Annotated in this window: 14 protein-coding genes; 13 read left to right on the top strand and 1 reads right to left on the bottom strand. The window is 67.2% G+C overall.

Annotated features, from left to right (window positions below; genetic code table 11):
- The first annotated feature begins 7 nt into the window (after positions 1–7).
- From R2733_25175 to R2733_25150, 6 genes are all read left to right on the top strand, one after another.
- Complete coding sequence (locus tag R2733_25175) at positions 8–2254, top strand: bifunctional (p)ppGpp synthetase/guanosine-3',5'-bis(diphosphate) 3'-pyrophosphohydrolase (protein MEZ5379811.1); 2247 nt, start codon at positions 8–10, stop codon at positions 2252–2254.
- A 157-nt stretch (positions 2255–2411) separates the two neighbouring features.
- Positions 2412–3674, top strand: a complete 1263-nt coding sequence (hisS, locus tag R2733_25170; GenBank protein ID MEZ5379810.1) for a histidine--tRNA ligase — start codon at positions 2412–2414, stop codon at positions 3672–3674.
- A complete protein-coding gene (gene aspS / locus R2733_25165; protein ID MEZ5379809.1) occupies positions 3671–5416 on the top strand; it encodes an aspartate--tRNA ligase in 1746 nt (581 codons plus the stop codon). Before hisS ends, aspS begins: the two co-directional genes overlap by 4 nt.
- Positions 5417–5507: 91 nt before the next feature.
- Complete coding sequence (locus R2733_25160) at positions 5508–6644, top strand: FIST N-terminal domain-containing protein (GenBank protein ID MEZ5379808.1); 1137 nt, start codon at positions 5508–5510, stop codon at positions 6642–6644.
- A complete protein-coding gene (locus R2733_25155) occupies positions 6641–7939 on the top strand; it encodes an ATP-binding protein (GenBank protein MEZ5379807.1) in 1299 nt (432 codons plus the stop codon). Before R2733_25160 ends, R2733_25155 begins: the two co-directional genes overlap by 4 nt.
- Positions 7936–10074, top strand: coding sequence for an EAL domain-containing protein (locus R2733_25150; GenBank protein MEZ5379806.1), 2139 nt, complete (start codon positions 7936–7938; stop codon positions 10072–10074). Before R2733_25155 ends, R2733_25150 begins: the two co-directional genes overlap by 4 nt.
- On the opposite strand, the gene R2733_25145 is transcribed toward R2733_25150, so the two are convergent.
- Entirely contained in the window at positions 10031–10861 is an 831-nt protein-coding gene (locus tag R2733_25145; protein MEZ5379805.1) for a hypothetical protein, read from the bottom strand. The genes R2733_25150 and R2733_25145 overlap by 44 nt on opposite strands.
- A 25-nt stretch (positions 10862–10886) precedes the next feature.
- On the opposite strand from R2733_25145, the gene R2733_25140 reads away from it, so the two are divergent.
- The 7 genes from R2733_25140 to aroE all read left to right on the top strand — a co-directional run bounded on the left by R2733_25140 (position 10887) and on the right by aroE (position 18383).
- Positions 10887–12248, top strand: a complete 1362-nt coding sequence (locus tag R2733_25140; protein MEZ5379804.1) for a replication-associated recombination protein A — start codon at positions 10887–10889, stop codon at positions 12246–12248.
- Entirely contained in the window at positions 12235–12600 is a 366-nt protein-coding gene (locus R2733_25135) for a hypothetical protein (GenBank protein ID MEZ5379803.1), read from the top strand. The genes R2733_25140 and R2733_25135 overlap by 14 nt, the downstream gene beginning before the upstream one ends.
- Entirely contained in the window at positions 12600–13172 is a 573-nt protein-coding gene (locus R2733_25130; GenBank protein ID MEZ5379802.1) for a hypothetical protein, read from the top strand. Before R2733_25135 ends, R2733_25130 begins: the two co-directional genes overlap by 1 nt.
- Positions 13173–13253: 81 nt before the next feature.
- Positions 13254–15836: an alanine--tRNA ligase gene (gene alaS / locus R2733_25125; GenBank protein MEZ5379801.1), complete on the top strand. Its 2583-nt coding sequence runs from the start codon at positions 13254–13256 to the stop codon at positions 15834–15836.
- Positions 15837–15838: 2 nt separating this feature from the next.
- Positions 15839–16249, top strand: coding sequence for a Holliday junction resolvase RuvX (gene ruvX / locus R2733_25120; GenBank protein MEZ5379800.1), 411 nt, complete (start codon positions 15839–15841; stop codon positions 16247–16249).
- A gap of 101 nt (positions 16250–16350) precedes the next feature.
- Positions 16351–17493, top strand: coding sequence for an endolytic transglycosylase MltG (gene mltG, locus R2733_25115; protein ID MEZ5379799.1), 1143 nt, complete (start codon positions 16351–16353; stop codon positions 17491–17493).
- Positions 17487–18383, top strand: coding sequence for a shikimate dehydrogenase (aroE, locus tag R2733_25110; protein ID MEZ5379798.1), 897 nt, complete (start codon positions 17487–17489; stop codon positions 18381–18383). Before mltG ends, aroE begins: the two co-directional genes overlap by 7 nt.
- The last annotated feature ends 40 nt before the right edge of the window (positions 18384–18423 follow it).

Raw genomic sequence — 18423 nt, 5'->3', positions numbered from 1 at the left:
TAGAGCCATGGTGAGTGCCCACCGAGTGTTGCCATGGCGGCGGGAGCGTCAACCGCTCGCGGACGACATCGGTGATCTCGTCGTCGGGTTCCAGGGCAGGCGGCGCGACGAGCAGATCGACTTCGTCGCCCGGGCGTACCGGATGGCCGCCGAGGCCCACGCGAACCAGCGACGCAAGTCCGGCGAGCCCTACATCGTGCACCCGGTCGCCGTGGCCAAGATCGTGGCCGGCCTCGGCCTCGACGAATACACGATTGCGGCGGCCCTGCTCCACGATGCCGTCGAAGACACCACGTGCACCGTGCTCGACATCGAGGCCGCCTTCGGCCCCGAGGTGGCGGCGATCGTCGACGGTGTCACCAAGCTCGACCGCCTCCACTTCAACTCCAAGGAAGCCCAGCAGGCGGCCACCTTCCGCAAGATGCTGGTGGCGATGTCGAAGGACCTCCGTGTCCTGCTGATCAAGCTGTGCGACCGACTCCACAACCTCCGCACGATCGGTGCGATGCCCAGGTGGAAGCAGGAACGGGCCGCCCGCGAGACGCTCGACGTCTACGCTCCGCTGGCCCATCGTCTCGGCATCCAAGAGGTCAAGACCCAGCTCGAAGACCTCAGCTTCGCCGCCCTCCACCCCAAGCGCTACGCAACGATCGAGCATCTGGTGGCCGAGCGGGCGCCCGAGCGCAACATCTATCTCACGCAGGTTCTCGAAGACGTCCGGTTCCGGTTGCAGGAACTCAACATCGACGCCGAGGTCACCGGGCGCGAGAAGCACCTCTACTCGATCTACGAGAAGATGGTGCTCAAGGGCAAGGAGTTCGACGAGATCCACGATCTGGTCGGCATTCGCGTCATCGTCGATTCGGTCCGCGATTGCTATGCCGCACTCGGCTCGATCCACGCCACCTGGAAGCCGGTGCAGGGCCGGTTCAAGGACTACGTGGCCATGCCCAAGTTCAACCTCTACCAGTCGCTGCACACCACGGTCGTCGGTCCGCAGGGCAAGCCCATCGAGGTCCAGATCCGCACCGCCGACATGCACAACCGTGCCGAGTTCGGCGTGGCCTCGCACTTCCTCTACAAGGACCGCACCACGGCGCGGGGGAGCGACACCGCTGCCGGGCAGTTGGACCTCCCGTGGCTGGCCAGGATCATCGACTGGGAGAAGGAGACCAGCGATCCCGACGAGTTCATGGCGAGCCTCAAGATCGATCTCGATCAGGATGAGGTCTTCGTCTTCACGCCGAAGGGCGACGTCTTCACGCTCGTGACCGGCTCCACGCCGATCGACTTCGCCTATGCGATCCACACCGACATCGGGCACAAGACCGTCGGTGCCAAGGTCAACGGTCGCCTCGTTGCTCTCTCCGAAGAGCTGCACTCGGGCGAGACGGTCGAGATCTTCACGTCGAAGTCCGAATCGGCCGGTCCGTCGAAAGACTGGCTGCTGTTCGTCCGCACGCCGAAGGCGTCCAGCAAGATCAAGCAGTGGTTCTCTCGAGAGCGGCGCGAGGACGCCATCGCCCAGGGCCAGGACGACCTCCAGAAGGCGCTGCGCCGCGACGGTCTCCCGGTCCAGAAGATCCTCGGCTCGAACGTGCTCGAGACGGTGGCCGAGAAGCTCAACTACGCCGACGTCACGGCGCTCTACGCCGCGATCGGTGAACACCATGTCACCGGTCAATCCATCTCGGCTCGGGTCGCTCGCGAGCTCGAGTCGGCCAGCGGGAGCCGGGTCGAGGAGTCGATCCCTGCCACGGTGAATCGGCCTCGACGCCGCAGCCGCCAGGCCATCGGGGTTCACGTCGAGGGCCTCGACGACGTCCTCGTCCGGCTGTCACGCTGTTGCACGCCGGTGCCCGGCGACGAGATCGTCGGCTTCGTCACCCGAGGACGCGGCGTGTCGGTCCACCGATCCGACTGCGCCAACGCCCAATCGCTGGTCACCAGCCAGAACGACCGGGTCATCGACGTCGAATGGGACACCGAGCGAGAGGCCGGCTACTTCATTGCCTCGATCGAGGTGAAGGCCTACGACCGCTCACGGCTCCTGTCCGATGTCACGGCCCACTTCTCCGACAACCACATCAACATCCTGTCGGCCTCCACGCTCACCGGCACCGATCGCATCGCCCGATTGCGCTTCGACTTCGAGATCGCCGATCCGTCCCATCTCGAGAACCTGCTGCGCTCGCTGCGCAAGATCGACACCGTCTACGACGCCTACCGGATCATGCCCGGCAAAGGGGCGTAACCACCCGTCGTTCCTCAGCCCCTGGGGGGCTTCGTCACTTACGGTGTTTCGGCGCTTGGCGCCGAAACACCCTCGACGTGCGATGGTTAGCGACCAGCTGGTTGTGAGGGCGTAAACACGGGTGGTGGACGGTCGGTAGCGATACCCTCGGGCGGGCATGGCCAAGTCGAGTTTTCAAGCACTGCCGGGTACCCGCGACCTCCAATCGCCCGACACCGATCGGATGCGAGCGCTCGTTGCGATCTTCGCCGAAGAGGCAACGGCAGCCGGCTTCGGCCAGGTGATCCCCCCGATGTTCGAAGACGTTCGCGTGTTCGATCGACTCGGCGAGGCGAGCGACGTCGTGTCGAAGGAGCTGTATGCCTTCGAGGACAAGGGCGGGCGCCAGATTGCGCTCCGGCCCGAGTTCACCGCCTCGGTCTGCCGCATCTTCGCCGAGCAGCGTCCGATGACCCCGTGGAAGGTCTGGTACTCCGGCCCGAACTTCCGCTACGACAAGCCGCAGAAAGGGCGCTATCGCCAATTCGACCAGGTCGGCGCCGAGTCGATCGGCACCCACGATCCCGATGTCGACACCGAGCTGATCGCCCTCGCCAACCGCTTCTATGAGCGGATCGGCCTCACCAAGGTCACGCTCTTGATGAACTCGCTCGGTGACGCCGGCGACCGGCCTCGCTACCTCGAGGCGCTTCGTGCCCACTTCGAGGCGAACCTCGACGCCCTGTCCGAGCAGAGCCGGGCCACCCTGGCGGTCAACCCGCTCCGGGTCCTCGACTCCAAACGTCCGGGCGACGCCGAGCTGATCGCTGCGGCGCCGTTCCTGTCCGACTACCTGTCCGACGACGCCTCGGTTGCATTCGAGCGAGTCTGCGCCGGCCTCGATGCGCTCGGCGTCGCCTATCAGCTGGCGCCACGTCTGGTGCGAGGCCTCGACTACTACACCCGGACCACGTTCGAATTCGCCGCCGACGGGCTCGACGCCGCCCAGAATGCCGTTGGTGGCGGCGGCCGCTACGACGGCCTGATCGCAGATCTCGGCGGTCCCGAGGAACCCGGAGTCGGGTTCGCACTCGGCGTCGACCGCACCCTGCTCGCCTGCGATGCCGAGGAGGCGTTCGCTGCTCCCGACTCGTCGATGGACGTGTGGGTGGTGTCGACCACCGACGGTCTCGAGGCCCTGGGCATCACCGACGAGCTTCGTCGGTCCGACCTGCGGGCCGACCGCAGCTTCGACGGTCGCTCGATGCGAGCCCAGATGAAGGCGGCGAACCGATCCGATGCTGGGGTCGCCGTCATCGTCGGCGAAGACGAAGCGGCGAACGACACCGTCACCATCCGACCCCTACGAACCGAAGGTGACCAGATCACCGTGCCGCGGTCACAGCTCGTGACCGCCGTGAAGGAGATGCTCCAATCATGATGCGAACCCACCTCTGCGGAGAGCTCAGGGCCGACAACATCGGCGAGACCGTCACCCTCACCGGCTGGGTGAACCGTCGGCGTGAGCACGGGGAGCACCTGGCCTTCGTCGACATTCGTGATCACTCCGGCATCACACAGCTGGTGGTCGACAACGCCGTCGACGTGCGCAGCGAGTACGTGCTGCAGGTCACCGGCACGGTGGCCGCACGTCCGGAGGGGACCGTCAACGCCGACATCGCGACCGGTGACATCGAGATCCACGACTGCCAGGTCGAGATCCTCTCCATCGCCGAGCCACCACCGTTTCCCATGGATGCCCGTGCCGACGATGTCGACGAGATGGTGCGGCTCAAGCATCGTTATGTCGATCTACGTCGTCAGCGCATGCAGAAGAACCTTCGGGTGCGCTCCCAGGTCAACGCAGCCATTCGTAGCGCGATGGTGGGTCAGGACTTCGTTGAGGTCGAGACCCCGATGCTTATGCCGTCGACCCCGGAAGGCGCCCGTGAGTTCGTGGTCCCGTCGCGTCAGCGTCCGGGCACGTTCTATGCCCTGCCGCAGTCGCCCCAGCTCTACAAGCAGCTGCTGATGGTCGGCGGCCTCGACCGCTACTTCCAGATCGCTCGCTGCTTGCGCGACGAAGATCTCCGGGCCGATCGCCAGTATGAGTTCATGCAGCTCGACATGGAGATGAGCTTCGTCGACGTGGACGACGTGCTCGCGGCCGCCGAAATCGGTGTGCTGGATGCCGCCGAGGCCGTCACCGGCGTTCGCCCGGACCCGGTCGAGCGCATCACTTGGCACGATGCCATGAACCGGTTCGGTATCGACAAGCCCGACCTCCGCTTCGGCATGGAACTGGTCGAGCTCACCCCGATCTTCGCCTCGACCGAGTTCAAGGCGTTCTCGACCGCCGAGTCCATCAAGGGGATCAATCACGTCGGCGGCTCGGCCGACTACGGGCGCAACAAGCTCGACGCCCTCACCGACTTCGCAAAGAGCAACGGTGCCAAGGGCCTGGTCTGGCTGCGAGTGGTCGAGACCGACGACGGTTCTCTCGGCCTGGAGTCGCCGGTGGCCAAGTTCCTCTCCGACGACGAGGTGCCGGCGCTGATCGCTGCGCTCGATGGCGCCGTCGGCGACCTGCTGCTGCTCGTCGCCGACGACTGGATGACCACCTGCGAGGTTCTGGGCGAGATCCGCAACAAGCTCGGTCGTCCGCCGGTCAGCGAAGGCCCCTACAAGTACGTCTGGGTGGTCGACTTCCCGCTGTTCGTCGGGGTCGACAGCACGACCGGGCGGCCCAAGCCCGGCCACCATGCGTTCTGCCATCCCCACCTCGACGACGTGGAGCGGCTCGAATCCGACCCCATGTCGGTGCGGGCGTGGGCCTACGACCTGGTCCTCAACGGTTGGGAGCTCGGGTCGGGGAGTATCCGAATCCATGATCCGCAGCTGCAGCGACGCGTGTTCTCGATCCTGGGCATCTCCGAGGACGAGGCCAACAAGCGCTTCGGCTTCTTCCTCGAACCGTTCAAGTACGGCGCCCCGCCGCATGGCGGTTTCGCCTACGGCATCGACCGCCTCGCCGCGATCCTGGCCGGCGAAGAGAACATCCGTGAGGTCATCGCGTTCCCCAAGCCGCAGTCGGGTGCCGATCCGCTCACGAACGCCCCAACGGCGATCGACGACAAGCAGCTGACCGAACTCGGTCTCCGCGTCCTCCCGCCGACCATGTAACACCTGCTCGGCCAGCACCGACGCGCTCATGGCCCGTTCCTCGCCGCCGACACTGCGGTGACCACTGCCGCAGTGGACGAGGAGCGCGACGATGAAGGTGCAGACGCTGGTGAATGACGGCGCGGGGTGGAGTGCCGCCCTGCCGAGGGTCGACGGGCCGGAGACGCTCGTGATCGTGTTCGGTGCTCGCCGTTGCGACGACGACACCCGATGGCTGGCGGATCTGCGCTCCTACTATCCGTCGTCGATCATCGTCGGCTGTTCGACGTCGGGCGAGATCGTCGGCGAACAGCTGCTCGACGACACGATCGCCGTCGCCGTTGTCGAGTTCGAGTCATCGCAGCTGCGGCTGGCCACCGTGTCGAGCAGCGACTTCGTCGACAGCAGGGCGGCCGGGTGCGCCCTGGGGCAGCAGCTGGCCGCCGACGATCTGGCCTCGATGCTGGTCTTCGCCGACGGGATCTCGACCAACGGGTCGGCGCTCGTTGCCGGGCTCCAGCACGCCGCAGGCGCCGAAACGCCGGTGTCGGGTGGCCTCGCCGGCGACGGTGACCGTTTCGAACAGACCTGGGTGCTGAGTGGCGATCGCTTCGGTGCCGATCTGATTGCTGCGGTCGGGCTCTACGGCCCGTCGGTACGGTCCGGCTATGGCTCGCGTGGGGGATGGGTACCGTTCGGCCCCGAGCGGGTGGTCACCCAGGCCACGGCGAACGTACTGGCCGAGCTCGACGGGCAGCCGGCACTGCCGCTGTATCGCTCCTACCTCGGCGACCTGGCCGACGGCCTCCCGGCCTCGGCGCTGTTTTTCCCGCTGTGCATTTGGCCGGCGGATCGGTCGTCGGCACCGCTGGTACGAACCGTGCTCGGCGTCGACACCGACGACAATTCGATGACCTTTGCCGGTGACATCCCGCAGGGCTGGCACGCCCAATTGATGATCGCCAACCCCGAGGATCTGATCGACGCGGCGGCGGAGGCGGCGAACGACAGCAATGGCGCGGCGGAAGTGGCAGGCGACTCGCTGGCGCTCGCAGTGAGCTGCGTGGGTCGCCGCCTCGTGCTCGGCGGTTCTGCCGATGACGAACTCCTCTCGGTCGTCGATGGCCTGAGCGAACGTACGCAGGTGATCGGCTTCTACTCCTACGGCGAGATCTCGAGCGCCAACGGGATCGGCGAGCTGCACAACCAGACCATGACCGTCACCACCATCCGTGAGGCCCGGGGGTGAACCGTCAGCTCGAGCGGCAACTGCGCCGGCTCCGACTCGACCCGTCGGTGCCGCCGACGGCCGAGCAGTGGAGCGCGTTCCTCGAGCGGATGGACTCGGCCTACTCCGATCGGGACCGGGAGCGGTATCTGAGCGAGCGCTCGACTCGTCTGGCGTCGGCCGAGCTGGCCGAGGCGACCGCTCGAGCGGAACGAAAGAGTGCCGAGCTGCGCACGGTGATCGATGCGCTCGTCGAGGGCGTCTTCCTGATCGATGCCGACGGCGTCGTGCGCTCGACCAACCCATCCGCCCGCCGGATCCTCGGTCGCGACACCACCGACGAGCCGGCAGCTGCAGCGTTCGCCGGTCTGGATGCCGGCCTGGTTGCCGACCTCCTGGGTTCGATCGAGCACGGAAATGAGTTTGCGGTCGACCACGCGCTCTTGGTGTACGACGACGAGACCCGCCACCTCGATCTCTGGGCTCGCCCGATCCCCGCCCACCGGATCACGGTCGTTGCGATGAACGACATCACCGAGACCGTCGAGGCCGAGGCGACTCGCATCGGCCTCGAACGACGGATCGGTCAGCAGCATCGGCTCGAGTCGATCGGCCGCCTGGCCGGGTCGGTGGCTCACGATTTCAACAATGTGTTGGCCGGGATCCTGACCTGTGTCGAGCTGCTCGAGGACGACGTCGACGGTGAATCGCTGGAGGACGTCGGCGAGATCCGACGCTCGGCCCGGCGAGGTGCCGACCTCACTCGCCGTCTCCTCGCCTTCAGCCGGCACGAGACCGACGAGCCGGGCCTGACCGACGTCAACCTCGTGGTCACCGACCTCGCGACACTGCTCCATCGCATGCTGGCCGAACACGCGCTGCTCTCGATCGATCTCGCCGAGGTTCGATGCGAGGTGCTGATCGACCCGATCGATCTCGAACAGATCGTGATGAACCTCGTGGTCAACTCGCGCGACGCCGTCACCCCGCCCGGAGCGATCACGATCACGACACGTCGCCGCAGGCTCGACGAGGACGCCGCCCGTGACCTGCTCGTCTCCGAGGGCGACTACGTCGTGCTCGAGGTCGTCGACGACGGTGTCGGGATGGATGCCGAGACCGCAGCGCGGGCGGTAGAGCCGTTCTTCACGACCAAGGCGACCGGCGAAGGGAACGGGCTCGGCCTGGCCACCGTGCACGGTCTGCTGACCAGCTGTGGCGGTTCGGTCTCGATCGAGAGCGAGCTGGGAACGGGCACCGTGGTGCGTCTCCACCTTCCCGCCGCCTTCGCGTCCGACGCCGAGGCAGCAGCATGAGCGAGCCTGAGGACGTCCGCCCGCTGGTCCTTGTCGTCGACGACGAGATCGAGCTGTGCCGCCGCATCGCACGCCTCCTCGAGCGCGGCGGCTACCGGGCACTGGCCTGTTTCTCGGTCGCCGAGGCCGAGGACCTGCTTGCAACGCACGACGTGAGCGTCCTCATCTCGGACATCACGATGCCGGTCACCAGCGGTCTCGAACTCCTCGAGCGGGTGACCCAACCCGATCGTCCGCCGATCGGCGTGGTGATGATGACCGGCTTCGACGACACCTCGACGGCGCTGCGAGCCCAGGAACTCGGCGCCCACGGCTATCTGACCAAACCGTTCCACCGCAACGCGCTGCTGATCAGCGTCTCGGGAGCACTCCATCGGATGAAACTCGAGGCGGAGAACGCCTCGTACCGTCGCTCGCTCGAGGACGAGCTCCAGGAGCGGACCGACGAGCTGGCGTCATCTCGTCGGATGGCAGACGTACTCATCAACCGGACCAGTGACGCACTGTTGCTGATCGACCGTGAGCTGAAAGTGACCTACGCGTCGGCAGCCGTCGAGGAACTGTTCGGCTACCAGCTCGATCAGATCGTTGGCGCGCCCGCCGGTCGCTTCCTCCGGCGGGAGGACTTCGCCTCGCTCGAGCCGGTCAAGCTGGAGGCGCTGGCCAGCGGCGAGCCGGTCACGGTGGAGGTGCCGATCAAGCGGGCCGACGGCTCACTGCTGTGGTGCGAGGCCGTCGGCGAGAGCCACCATGACGATCCCGCCATCGCCGGTTTCGTGGTGTCACTCCGCAACATCGAAGACCGCCGTCGCCGTCGAGCCGAGCTCGAGCGTCAAGCCCACCAAGACCAGCTGACCGGCCTGCCGAACCGCTATGCCCTGGCCGAGCGGCTACGGGTGGCCCTGGACGAGGTCGACACCGGCGTCGGGATGTCGGCCGTGATCTTCCTCGATCTCGACCGTCTCAAGGTGATCAACGACTCGCTCGGTCACGAGATCGGGGACGCGATCCTGAAAGTGGTCGGTGACCGGCTTCGTTCGAGCATCCGTCCGACCGACATGGTGGCCCGCTTCGGCGGGGACGAGTTCGTGATGGTGTGTTCGGGTTTGTCCCGTGCGGAGGACGCCCTCGACGTCGCCCAGCGGATCAGCGACTCACTTGCCGCCCCGATCGTGATGGCTGATCGCACGTTCCACGTCAGCGCCGCGGTCGGAGTCGCCATGGTGACGAGCGCCTACACCGACACCGACGACCTCATTCGTGATGCCGACGCCGCCATGTACCAGGCGAAGAGCGCCGGTCGGGCGTCGATCCGCGCCTTCGACCCCGGCACGCATGACAAGGCACTGCGCCGCCTCGACTTCGAGAGCACGGTGCGCAGTGGCCACGGGCCCGAGCAGTGGGAGCTGCACTATCAGCCCCAGTGCTCGATCGAGACCGGTGAGGTCATCGGCTTCGAGGCACTGGCCCGCTGGCGGCATCCCGAGCGTGGTCTGCTCATGCCCGACGAGTTCATCTCGTCGCTCGAGGACGCCGGCCTGATCGCCGAACTCGATCACTTCGTGCTCCGCCGAGCCGCCGCGTTCGCCGCGTCTCCCGCCATCTCGCCGCTCCACATCAGTGTCAACGTGTCGGCGGGGCAGCTCCTGGCCGCCGACTTCCCCGACTTCGTGACCTCGGTGCTGGCAGACGCCGGCCTTCCCAGCGAGCGACTCACCATCGAGATCACCGAGTCCGGCATGATCCAGGACCTCGCCGTTGCCCGCCGCACGCTCCGTACGTTGCGCGACCTTGGCGTCGGCGTGTCCGTCGACGACTTCGGCACCGGGTTCTCCGCCCTCAGCTATCTCGCCGAGCTGCCGGTCACCGAGCTGAAGATCGATCGCTCCTTCGTGACTCGCTCGGACACGCCGACCGGACGCAGCCTGCTCGAAGGCATCGTGTCGCTCGCGACCTCGATGGCGGTGTCATGCGTCGCCGAGGGCGTCGAGTCACAGGACCAACTCGACTTGTTGGCGAAGGCCGGGTGCAGCACCTTCCAGGGCTATCTCGTCGCCCCGGCGATGCAGGAGCACGAGGTCGAGACGTTTCTCAAACAGGCCGAGGGCCGTCACCAACCCAGAATTCCACGATGACGTCGTTGGGCGCGGCGGTGGGGAATCGGACCACGCCTCGATCGTCGGGCCGAGCCGGCTCCGGGTCGATCTCGACGGTGAGGACATCGCCGCCACGGGTGGCCCGCAAGGTGGCCAGACCGATCGGCTCGAGGGCGTAGCCGAGCCGTTCGAGTTCGTCGGCGATGCCGGCGCCGACCTCGTGGGCCGGGCGTTGCCGCGAGATCATCGTGCTGGAGTACTCGTTGGCGGCGGCGCCCTGCGCCACGATGGGGACCAGATCGCCCGGGATGGCGATCCCTGCGAGCAGGTGGGCGAGTGTGGGTGTGGGTGTCGGCGTCGGGACGGTCACCGGTGCAGACGGCGGGGTCGGCTCGGGGGCGACGGCGACCGGCTCGGGCACCACACCGTCGAGGTCGACGGGCTCGCGTCGATCTCGGCTGCGACGATCGCCCTGACGACGTTCACCGCCGCGACGGTCGGCATTGCGACGCTCTGCGATCTGGGCGACTTCCTCTGCCTGTGGTTCGGGGATCGAGGCAGAAGGAACGTTTGCCGGCTCACGATGCTCGGGCTGCATCTCGCTCGGGCGGGGCCCGACCGGAGCGTCGAGATCGATCGTTTCTTCGTGCGGGGAACGGCCTGCCGCCACCGGCACCGCAACCTGCTGGCTGCGTGCGGCCTCGCGGGCCTTGCGGCGGCGCTTGGCCGCTTGGCGAGAGGCCGACCAACGAGCAAGGCGGCCCAGCACGATGGCGACGGTGAGGGCAAGCCACACGTAGAAGGCGATGACGACGACGGCTTTCATGCGCCCAGACTAGGCTCATCAACCCGTGGCCGATGATCTCTTCACCGCAGCAGCGAAATCTCGGCTCGAAGCGCGAGCGCCGCTGGCAGCACGACTGCGGCCGGCCACGCTCGACGACATCGTCGGGCAACAGCATCTGCTCGGACCGAAGGGCTCGCTGCGTCGCCTCGTGCAGGCCGACCGGCTGTCGTCGGCGATCCTGTGGGGGCCGCCGGGAACAGGAAAGACCACCTTGGCTCGGCTGCTCGCCGCCACGTCGGTGAAGACCTTCGTGCAGTTGTCGGCGGTCACGGCGACCGTGAAGGACGTTCGCCAGGTGATTGCCGAAGCTGAGGAACGGTTGGGAGCCCACGGCCGTAGCACCATCTTGTTCCTCGATGAGGTCCACCGATTCAACAAGGCGCAACAGGACGCGTTGCTGCCCGCCGTCGAGTCCGGTGTCCTCGTCCTGATCGGTGCCACGACCGAGAACCCCTTCTTCGAGGTGAACGCTCCGTTGCGGAGTCGATCGACGCTGTTCCGCCTGGAGCCGCTCACCGACGACGATCTCTCGGTCCTGCTGCGGCGCGGGATCGCCGCCGAACGGGCGACGGCCAGTGATGAGGCGATCGCCTATCTCGCCGGTCGCGCTGCCGGCGACGGTCGGCAGGCCCTCACCACGCTCGAGGTGGCGATTGCGCTCGCTGCTGCCGAGCGCGAAGCCGAGCCCGACCCGACCGGTCCGTCGGCCATCGATGGACCGGTGGCCCACGTCGAACTTCGCCACGCAGAGGCCGCCACCGACCTGAAGTCCCTGCGCTACGGGCGCGACGAGCACTACGACGTCATCAGCGCGTTCATCAAGAGCATCCGAGGCTCCGACCCCGATGCTGCGGTCTACTGGCTGGCGAGAATGCTCGCGGCCGGCGAAGACGCCCGGTTCATCGCTCGTCGGCTGGTCATCTCGGCATCGGAGGACATCGGGATGGCCGATCCCACCAGCTTGCTCGTTGCCAATGCGGCGGCCCACGCCGTGGAGTTCGTCGGACTCCCCGAAGCCCGCATCGCCCTGGCCCAGGCTGCAGTCCACCTGGCAACGGCGCCCAAGTCGGCGGCCTCCTACACCGCGCTCAACGAAGCGATGCACGACGTGCAGGAGCTACCGGCCGGTGAGGTGCCGATGCACCTGCGTGACAGCCACTACCGCGGCGCGGCATCGCTGGGCCACGGGCGAGGTTATGACTATCCTCACGCCCATCCCGACGGCTGGGTCGATCAGCAGTACCTGCCCACCGAGGTGGCCGAGCAGCGCTACTACCGGCCGACCGGACGGGGCTACGAGGCCGAGGTGGCGGAACGCATGCAGGGATGGAACGCCAGACGAGGAGGCGCCGATGAGCATCACTGATTTCGCAGCGCTCGTCGTGGCGATCGCCGTCGTGGTGGCGGCGGTGTTCCTGGTCACGGCCGTGAACAACCTCAACAACACGCTGGCCAAACTGGAAGACACCGCCCATCAGCTGCGCGATGAAGGCGTCGCTGCGTTCCAGGACCTGCGCAAGCTGGTCGCCGATGCCGACGCCGAACTCGACAAGGTCGACCTCGTTCTCGACCGAGCCGATCACGCCACCTCGGTCATGGCCGAGACGTCCCGCCGCACGCACGAGGCGGTGCAAGACCCCGTCATCAAGACCCTGGCGGTCGCGTCCGGTACCTCGAAGGCCGCCAAGGGTTGGCTGCGGCGGAAGAAGACCACCTGATGCTGGTGCGCCGGTTGCAGTGGATGGCCGTGGGGGCGGCGTTCAGCTACGCGTCGAAGGTCAAGACTCGGCGCGACATCGATCGGGCGACGACCGAGCTGGGGGAGCGGATGCCCGAGTCGTTGCACCGGGTGGTGAACGCACTCCCCGGCGATCTGCCTCGAGTCGGAGGCGCGGCGATCGTGGCGAAGAACAATGCCGCGACGGCGGCCAAGGCCACCGTTGCCGTCACACGAGCCGCTCGCAAGCTGAGCGGAACCCCACGCGACGTCGGGGATCGGGTTCGCTCGGTCCGAGCCGAGATCGGTGAGGGCATCGAGCGGGAGCGCCGTCGGCTCAAGGCCGACGCCATCCGCGAGACCGAGGGAGAAGGAGCGGCGCTCGAAGCGCTGCTCGACCTTCGAGCGGTCGAGGCCGAGCCGCTGCCCGAGGTGAAACCCCCGATTGCCCGAGGCCGTCGCCGCCACCAACCCTCGCTGCCGGCACCCCCGGTCGCTCGGGTCCAGCGCACCTACCTGCCGCCCGTCACCTCATGGGATCGGCGAGCGGGGAATCGCTCGACCGACCGCTGAAGCCGAGCGAACGAGCGTCTCGGCGTCGCCGAGGAAACGTACTACCGACCGCCAGGCCAAATGCCTACACTTCACCGTTCTATGAAGGCTCGAGAACTGCGACGCGTATTCACCGACTACTTCATCGAGCGCGATCATCTGCTGATCCCCTCGGCGAGCCTGATTCCCCACGACAAGACCCTGCTGTTCACCAACTCGGGCATGGTGCCGTTCAAGCCGTACTTCGTCGGCGAGGAGGTGCCACCGCATCCCCGAGCGGTCTCGGTGCAAAAGTGCGTCCGGGCCGGCGGCAAGCACAACGACCTCGACGAGGTCGGTCGCACCTCACGCCATCTCACGTTCTTCGAGATGCTCGGGAACTTCAGCTTCGGTGACTACTTCAAGGAGCGGGCCATCCCCGATGCCTGGACCTTCTTCACCGAGGTGCTGCAACTCGACCCTGAACGACTGTGGGTGACCGTTCACCACACCGACGACGAGGCCGAGGAGATCTGGGCTGAAACCGTCGGCGTTCCCCGCGAGCGCATCCAACGTCTGGGCGACGACAACTGGTGGCGTATGGCCGACACCGGTCCCAACGGACCGTGCTCGGAGATCTTCTGGGACAAGGGCCCGGCCTACGGCCCAGAGGGCGGACCGGCCAATCCCGAAGCCGACGAGCGCTACGTCGAGATCTGGAACCTCGTGTTCATGCAGTTCGAGACCGACGAGTCGGGAGAATCCAAGCCGCTGCCCCGACCGTCGATCGACACCGGCGCCGGACTCGAGCGCATCCTTTCGGTCCTTCAGGGCAAGGACTCGGTCTTCGAGATCGATGAGATGGCGGCGCTGATCGATGTCGCGTCGAAGGCCACGGGCTACCAGTTGGGCGCCGACACCGACGCCGATCTCGCGCTCCGGGTGCTCGCCGAGCACGCCCGCACCATGACCTTCCTGATCTCCGACGGGGTGTTCCCCTCGAACGAAGACCGCGGCTACGTGCTGCGCCGCATCATGCGACGCGCCGTGCGTTTCGCCTACCTCCTCGGCGTCGAGTCGCTCGTGACCCCGCAGCTCGTCGACGCGGTCGTCGAGATCATGGGCGACGACTATCCCCAGCTCGTGACCACCCATGCGCTGGTGCGAGACGTGGTGGAGCGAGAAGAAACCCAGTTCCGGCGCACGCTCGCCAACGGCCTGCGCATTCTCGACGACCAGATCGAGGGCATCGAGCGGGGCGGCGTCGTGCCCGGTTCCGTCGCCTTCCTGCTCCACGACACCTACGGCTTCCCCTATGAGGTCACCGAAGAGGTCGTCGCGGAGCGGGGCCTCACCGTCGACCGGGCTGGCTTCGACGCCGACATGGCCGAGCAGCGGGAGCGGGCCAAGGCATCCCGCAAGGGCGTCGTGCAGGCGGCCGACTTCGAACAGGTCCAGGCGCTGCTCGAGGCCAATGGGGTCACCGACTTCGTCGGGCGAGACGAGCTCGTCGATGTCTCGGCTCGGGTCCTCGCCGTCACCGGTATCGGCACCGACCTGGTGTCGATCTTCCTCGACCGCTCGCCGTTCTACGCCGAGTCCGGCGGCCAGATCGGCGACACCGGCACCATCACCACGTCGACCGGCACGGCGCAGGTGCTCGACACGATCTACGCGGTTCCCGGTGTGCACCGTCATGTGGTCCGCATCACCGAAGGGGAAATCCTCGCCGGTCAGGAAGCCACCGCTTCGATCGATGTCGCCCGCCGCGACGCCATCCGGCGCCACCACACCGCCACTCACATCATCCACTGGGCGCTGCGCGAAGTGCTGGGCGATCGGGTGAAGCAGCAAGGCTCGATGGTCGCACCCGACCGGCTGCGCTTCGACTTCGCTCATCACGAGCCGCTCACCGCCGAGGAGATCGCGCAGGTCGAAGACCTGGTCAACGCGCAGCTGCTGCTCAATCCGGCAGTCCAGCACCCCGAGGTCTCGAAGGCCGAGGCCGAGACCATGGGCGCCATCGCCTTCTTCGGCGACAAGTACGGCGATCGGGTCCGGGTGCTCGAAGCGGGGCCGTCGCTCGAGTTCTGCGGCGGTACCCATGTGAAGGCGCTCGGCGACATCGGTCTGGTCAAGATCGTCAGCGAGGGTTCGATCGGGTCGAACCTGCGTCGGGTCGAGGCGGTTGCCGGTGCGGGCGCCGTCGACCTTCTGCGGACCGAGCAGCAGGTGGTCGGGACGGCCGCCGACCTGCTCAACGTGCCCCGTGGTGACCTCCTCGAGGGGATCGAGAAGCGTCTGGCCGAGAACAAGTCCCTGCAGGCCGAGATCGCGGCGTTGAAGCAGCAGCTGGCCGTCGGCCAGTCGGCTGGCTTGGTCGAGCAAGCGGTCGACGGCGTGGTCGTTGCCTCGGTGCCCGGCCTGGAACGCGACGATCTGCGCGAGCTCGCGGTGGCCGTTCGCGACCACGAGGGCATCCGCGCCGTCGTGTTGGCCACGGCACCTCCGGGTGGCGGTGCGGCATTGCTTGCTGCGGTCACGCCCGACTCCGGGCTCGATGCCGGCGCGCTCATCGCCGAAGGCGCCAAGCAGATCAAGGGAGGCGGCGGCCGCGGCGCCGACCTCGCCATGGCCGGTGGCAAGGATCCTTCGGGCATCGACGCGGCGCTCGACCTGGCGCGAGCAGCGGCGGGGATCGCCTGAGCGTGCGAGCGCTGGGGATCGACTTCGGTTCGAAGCGAATCGGTGTCGCCCTCAGCGACTCCGGTGGACTGCTGGCGACGCCGTATGAATTGATCAAGCGCGTCGGTGACCGCACTGTCGAGCACGGACGCATTGCCGAGTTGGTCGAGGAAACCGGAGCGGAGGTGGTCGTGGTCGGTCTCCCGCTGCAGCTCGACGGCGATGAGGGTCGGGCGGTCGCGCTCGTGCGGAGCGAGATTCGCGGGCTGCGCAAACGGCTCGAGGTACCGGTCGAGGAGATCGACGAGCGGTTCACGACCGTGACGGCACACCAGCAGCTGGCCAGTGCCGGGGTCGTCAGTCGCAAGCGCAAAGATCTTGTCGACGCCGTTGCCGCGTCGGTGCTGCTGCAGGCGTGGCTCGACCGACGCTGACGCCGGATCGTGACACTGCGATCTTGCGATCGGCGATGACACTGCGGTCGAGATCGCAGCGATGACACTGCGGTCGGTACGTGGGGTCCTACGATGTCGGTGTGAAGGTCTACGATCCGGACAGTCCGACCCAGCGCGACGCCGACGATGTCGCACGGCAGCGAGACCTGTTGGGATGGGACGACGAGGCCCCCATCAGGGTCCATGGTGTGTGGTTCCGTCTGGCGCGGGGTTTCATCGTCTTCGGGCTGATCGCGCTGGTGTTGTGGATGGCCTACAGCCGGGCCCGCACCTGGTTCGACGAGCAGCTCGACCCGCCCGGGGAGCCGGGAGAGGCGATTGCGCTGGTCGTTCCTGCCGGCGCCACCACCGCCGACATCGCTCGCCAGCTCGAAGATCTCGAGGTCATCCCCAACAGCACCTTCTTCCGCTACTACGCCCGGGCGAAAGATGAAGGCAACTTCCAGGCCGGCGAGTACACCATGCCGACCAACGCCTCGGTCGAGGAGGCGATCGCCGTCCTCAATGCCGGACCGAAGCCGCACGAGACCACTCGGTTCACCGTGCGTGAGGGTTTGTGGGAACACGAAGTCCTGGCGTCGATCGCGTCGCAGCTCGACAACGTGACCGAGGCCGATCTGCGGGACGCGCTCGACAGCGGGCGGGTCCCTGCTCGCTATCGACCCGATGGTGTGTCGTCGTGGGAGGGGTTGTTGTACCCCGAGACCTACGAGGTGAACACCGACGACACCGCCGAAGAGGTGTTGCTCAAGATGACCGACGAGTTCTCGAAGGTCACGGGCGAACTCGGCTTCGGCGCTGCCGACTCGATCCTCGGCTACTCCGCCTATGACGTGCTCATCGTTGCGTCGCTGATCGAGGCCGAGGCAGCGCTGCCGGAGGAACGGCCGCTCGTCGCCTCGGTGATCTACAACCGCCTTCGTGAGGGCTGGATCCTCGGCATCGACGCCACCTGTGTCTACGGCACCGGTCAACGGGGCGTCGAGCTGACGCAGGAGGTCCTCGACACCGAGGGTCCGTACAACTGCCGTCTCAACACCGGACTCCCGCCGACGCCGATCAACTCACCGGGAGCGGCGTCGCTCGCCGCGGCGCTGCAGCCGGCCGAGACCGACTACATGTACTACGTGCTCACCGGAGAAGACGGGACGCAGACCTTCGCCACCACGGAAGAGGAGTTCCTCGCAGCGAAGGCCATCTGTCAAGAGAAGGGTCTGTGCTGACCGGCTCGTCACCGACGCCGGACTTCGCGCTGCCGATCAGCGGAGCCACCCGGCTGGCCGCCGTGATCGGCGATCCCGTTCGACATTCCCGCTCGCCGGCGATCCACAACGCCGGGTTCGCCGCTGCCGGGCTCGATTGGCGGTACGTGGCGCTGCCCGTGAAGGCCGGCTGCGCCGCCGACGCCGTCGCTGCGATGGAGGTGCTCGGCATCGAGGGACTGTCGGTGACCATGCCCCACAAGGCCGACGTCTTCGCTGCACTGAGCCGACACACACCGGCCGCGGCCGCCCTCGGGGTGTGCAACTGCGTGTACCGGCAAGACGGAGAACTCGTCGGGGACAACACCGATGGCGACGGGTGCGTCGCCGCCGTGCATGCCGAGACCAACCTTCGGATCGAGGGCTCGACGGTCGTGGTCCTCGGGGCCGGGGGAGCGGCTCGATCGATCGTCGAGGCGCTCGGACGCGCCGGCGCCGCTGCGATCGGCATCGTCAACCGAACCGAATCGGCCGCTCACTCGGCCGCGGCGCTGGCCAACGTGGCATCGGTGGCCGATGTTGGCGAGGTGCGAACGGCCGACATCGTCGTGAACACCACCTCGGTGGGGATGGACGGCGGTCCTGCGCCGGATCGGAGCCCGATCGACGCCTCGCTGCTCGGCCGACAGAAACTCGTCGCCGACATCGTCTATTCGCCGTTGATCACTCGTCTGCTCGCCGACGCCGCTGCTGCGGGGGTGCCGACCATGGGCGGCCTGCCGATGCTGGTCCACCAGGCCGTCGCCCAGTTCGAGCACTGGACCGGCGTCCGCGCGCCGATAGCAGCGATGTCGCAGGCAGCTGGGGCGCGGGCAGCAGGGACGGATTCGGCCCCCGACGATGACCGTTGACGTCCGATTTCGTCGATGAGACGCTCAAAGCCGAACGACT

The sequence above is a fragment of the Acidimicrobiales bacterium genome (assembly GCA_041394265.1).
GTDB lineage: Bacteria > Actinomycetota > Acidimicrobiia > Acidimicrobiales > SZUA-35 > JBBQUN01.
This window is presented reverse-complemented; position numbering and strand designations above follow the sequence as displayed.

Bases quoted from the DNA above. Each gene is read 5' to 3' on its own strand.
- R2733_25175 (MEZ5379811.1), top strand. From the start codon at position 8: ATGGTGAGTGCCCACCGAGTGTTGCCATGGCGGCGGGAGCGTCAACCG.
- aspS (MEZ5379809.1), top strand. From the start codon at position 3,671: ATGATGCGAACCCACCTCTGCGGAGAGCTCAGGGCCGACAACATCGGC.
- R2733_25130 (MEZ5379802.1), top strand. From the start codon at position 12,600: ATGCTGGTGCGCCGGTTGCAGTGGATGGCCGTGGGGGCGGCGTTCAGC.
- alaS (MEZ5379801.1), top strand. From the start codon at position 13,254: ATGAAGGCTCGAGAACTGCGACGCGTATTCACCGACTACTTCATCGAG.
- R2733_25135 (MEZ5379803.1), top strand. From the start codon at position 12,235: ATGAGCATCACTGATTTCGCAGCGCTCGTCGTGGCGATCGCCGTCGTG.
- hisS (MEZ5379810.1), top strand. From the start codon at position 2,412: ATGGCCAAGTCGAGTTTTCAAGCACTGCCGGGTACCCGCGACCTCCAA.
- R2733_25160 (MEZ5379808.1), top strand. From the start codon at position 5,508: ATGAAGGTGCAGACGCTGGTGAATGACGGCGCGGGGTGGAGTGCCGCC.
- R2733_25150 (MEZ5379806.1), top strand. From the start codon at position 7,936: ATGAGCGAGCCTGAGGACGTCCGCCCGCTGGTCCTTGTCGTCGACGAC.
- R2733_25145 (MEZ5379805.1), bottom strand. From the start codon at position 10,861: ATGAAAGCCGTCGTCGTCATCGCCTTCTACGTGTGGCTTGCCCTCACC.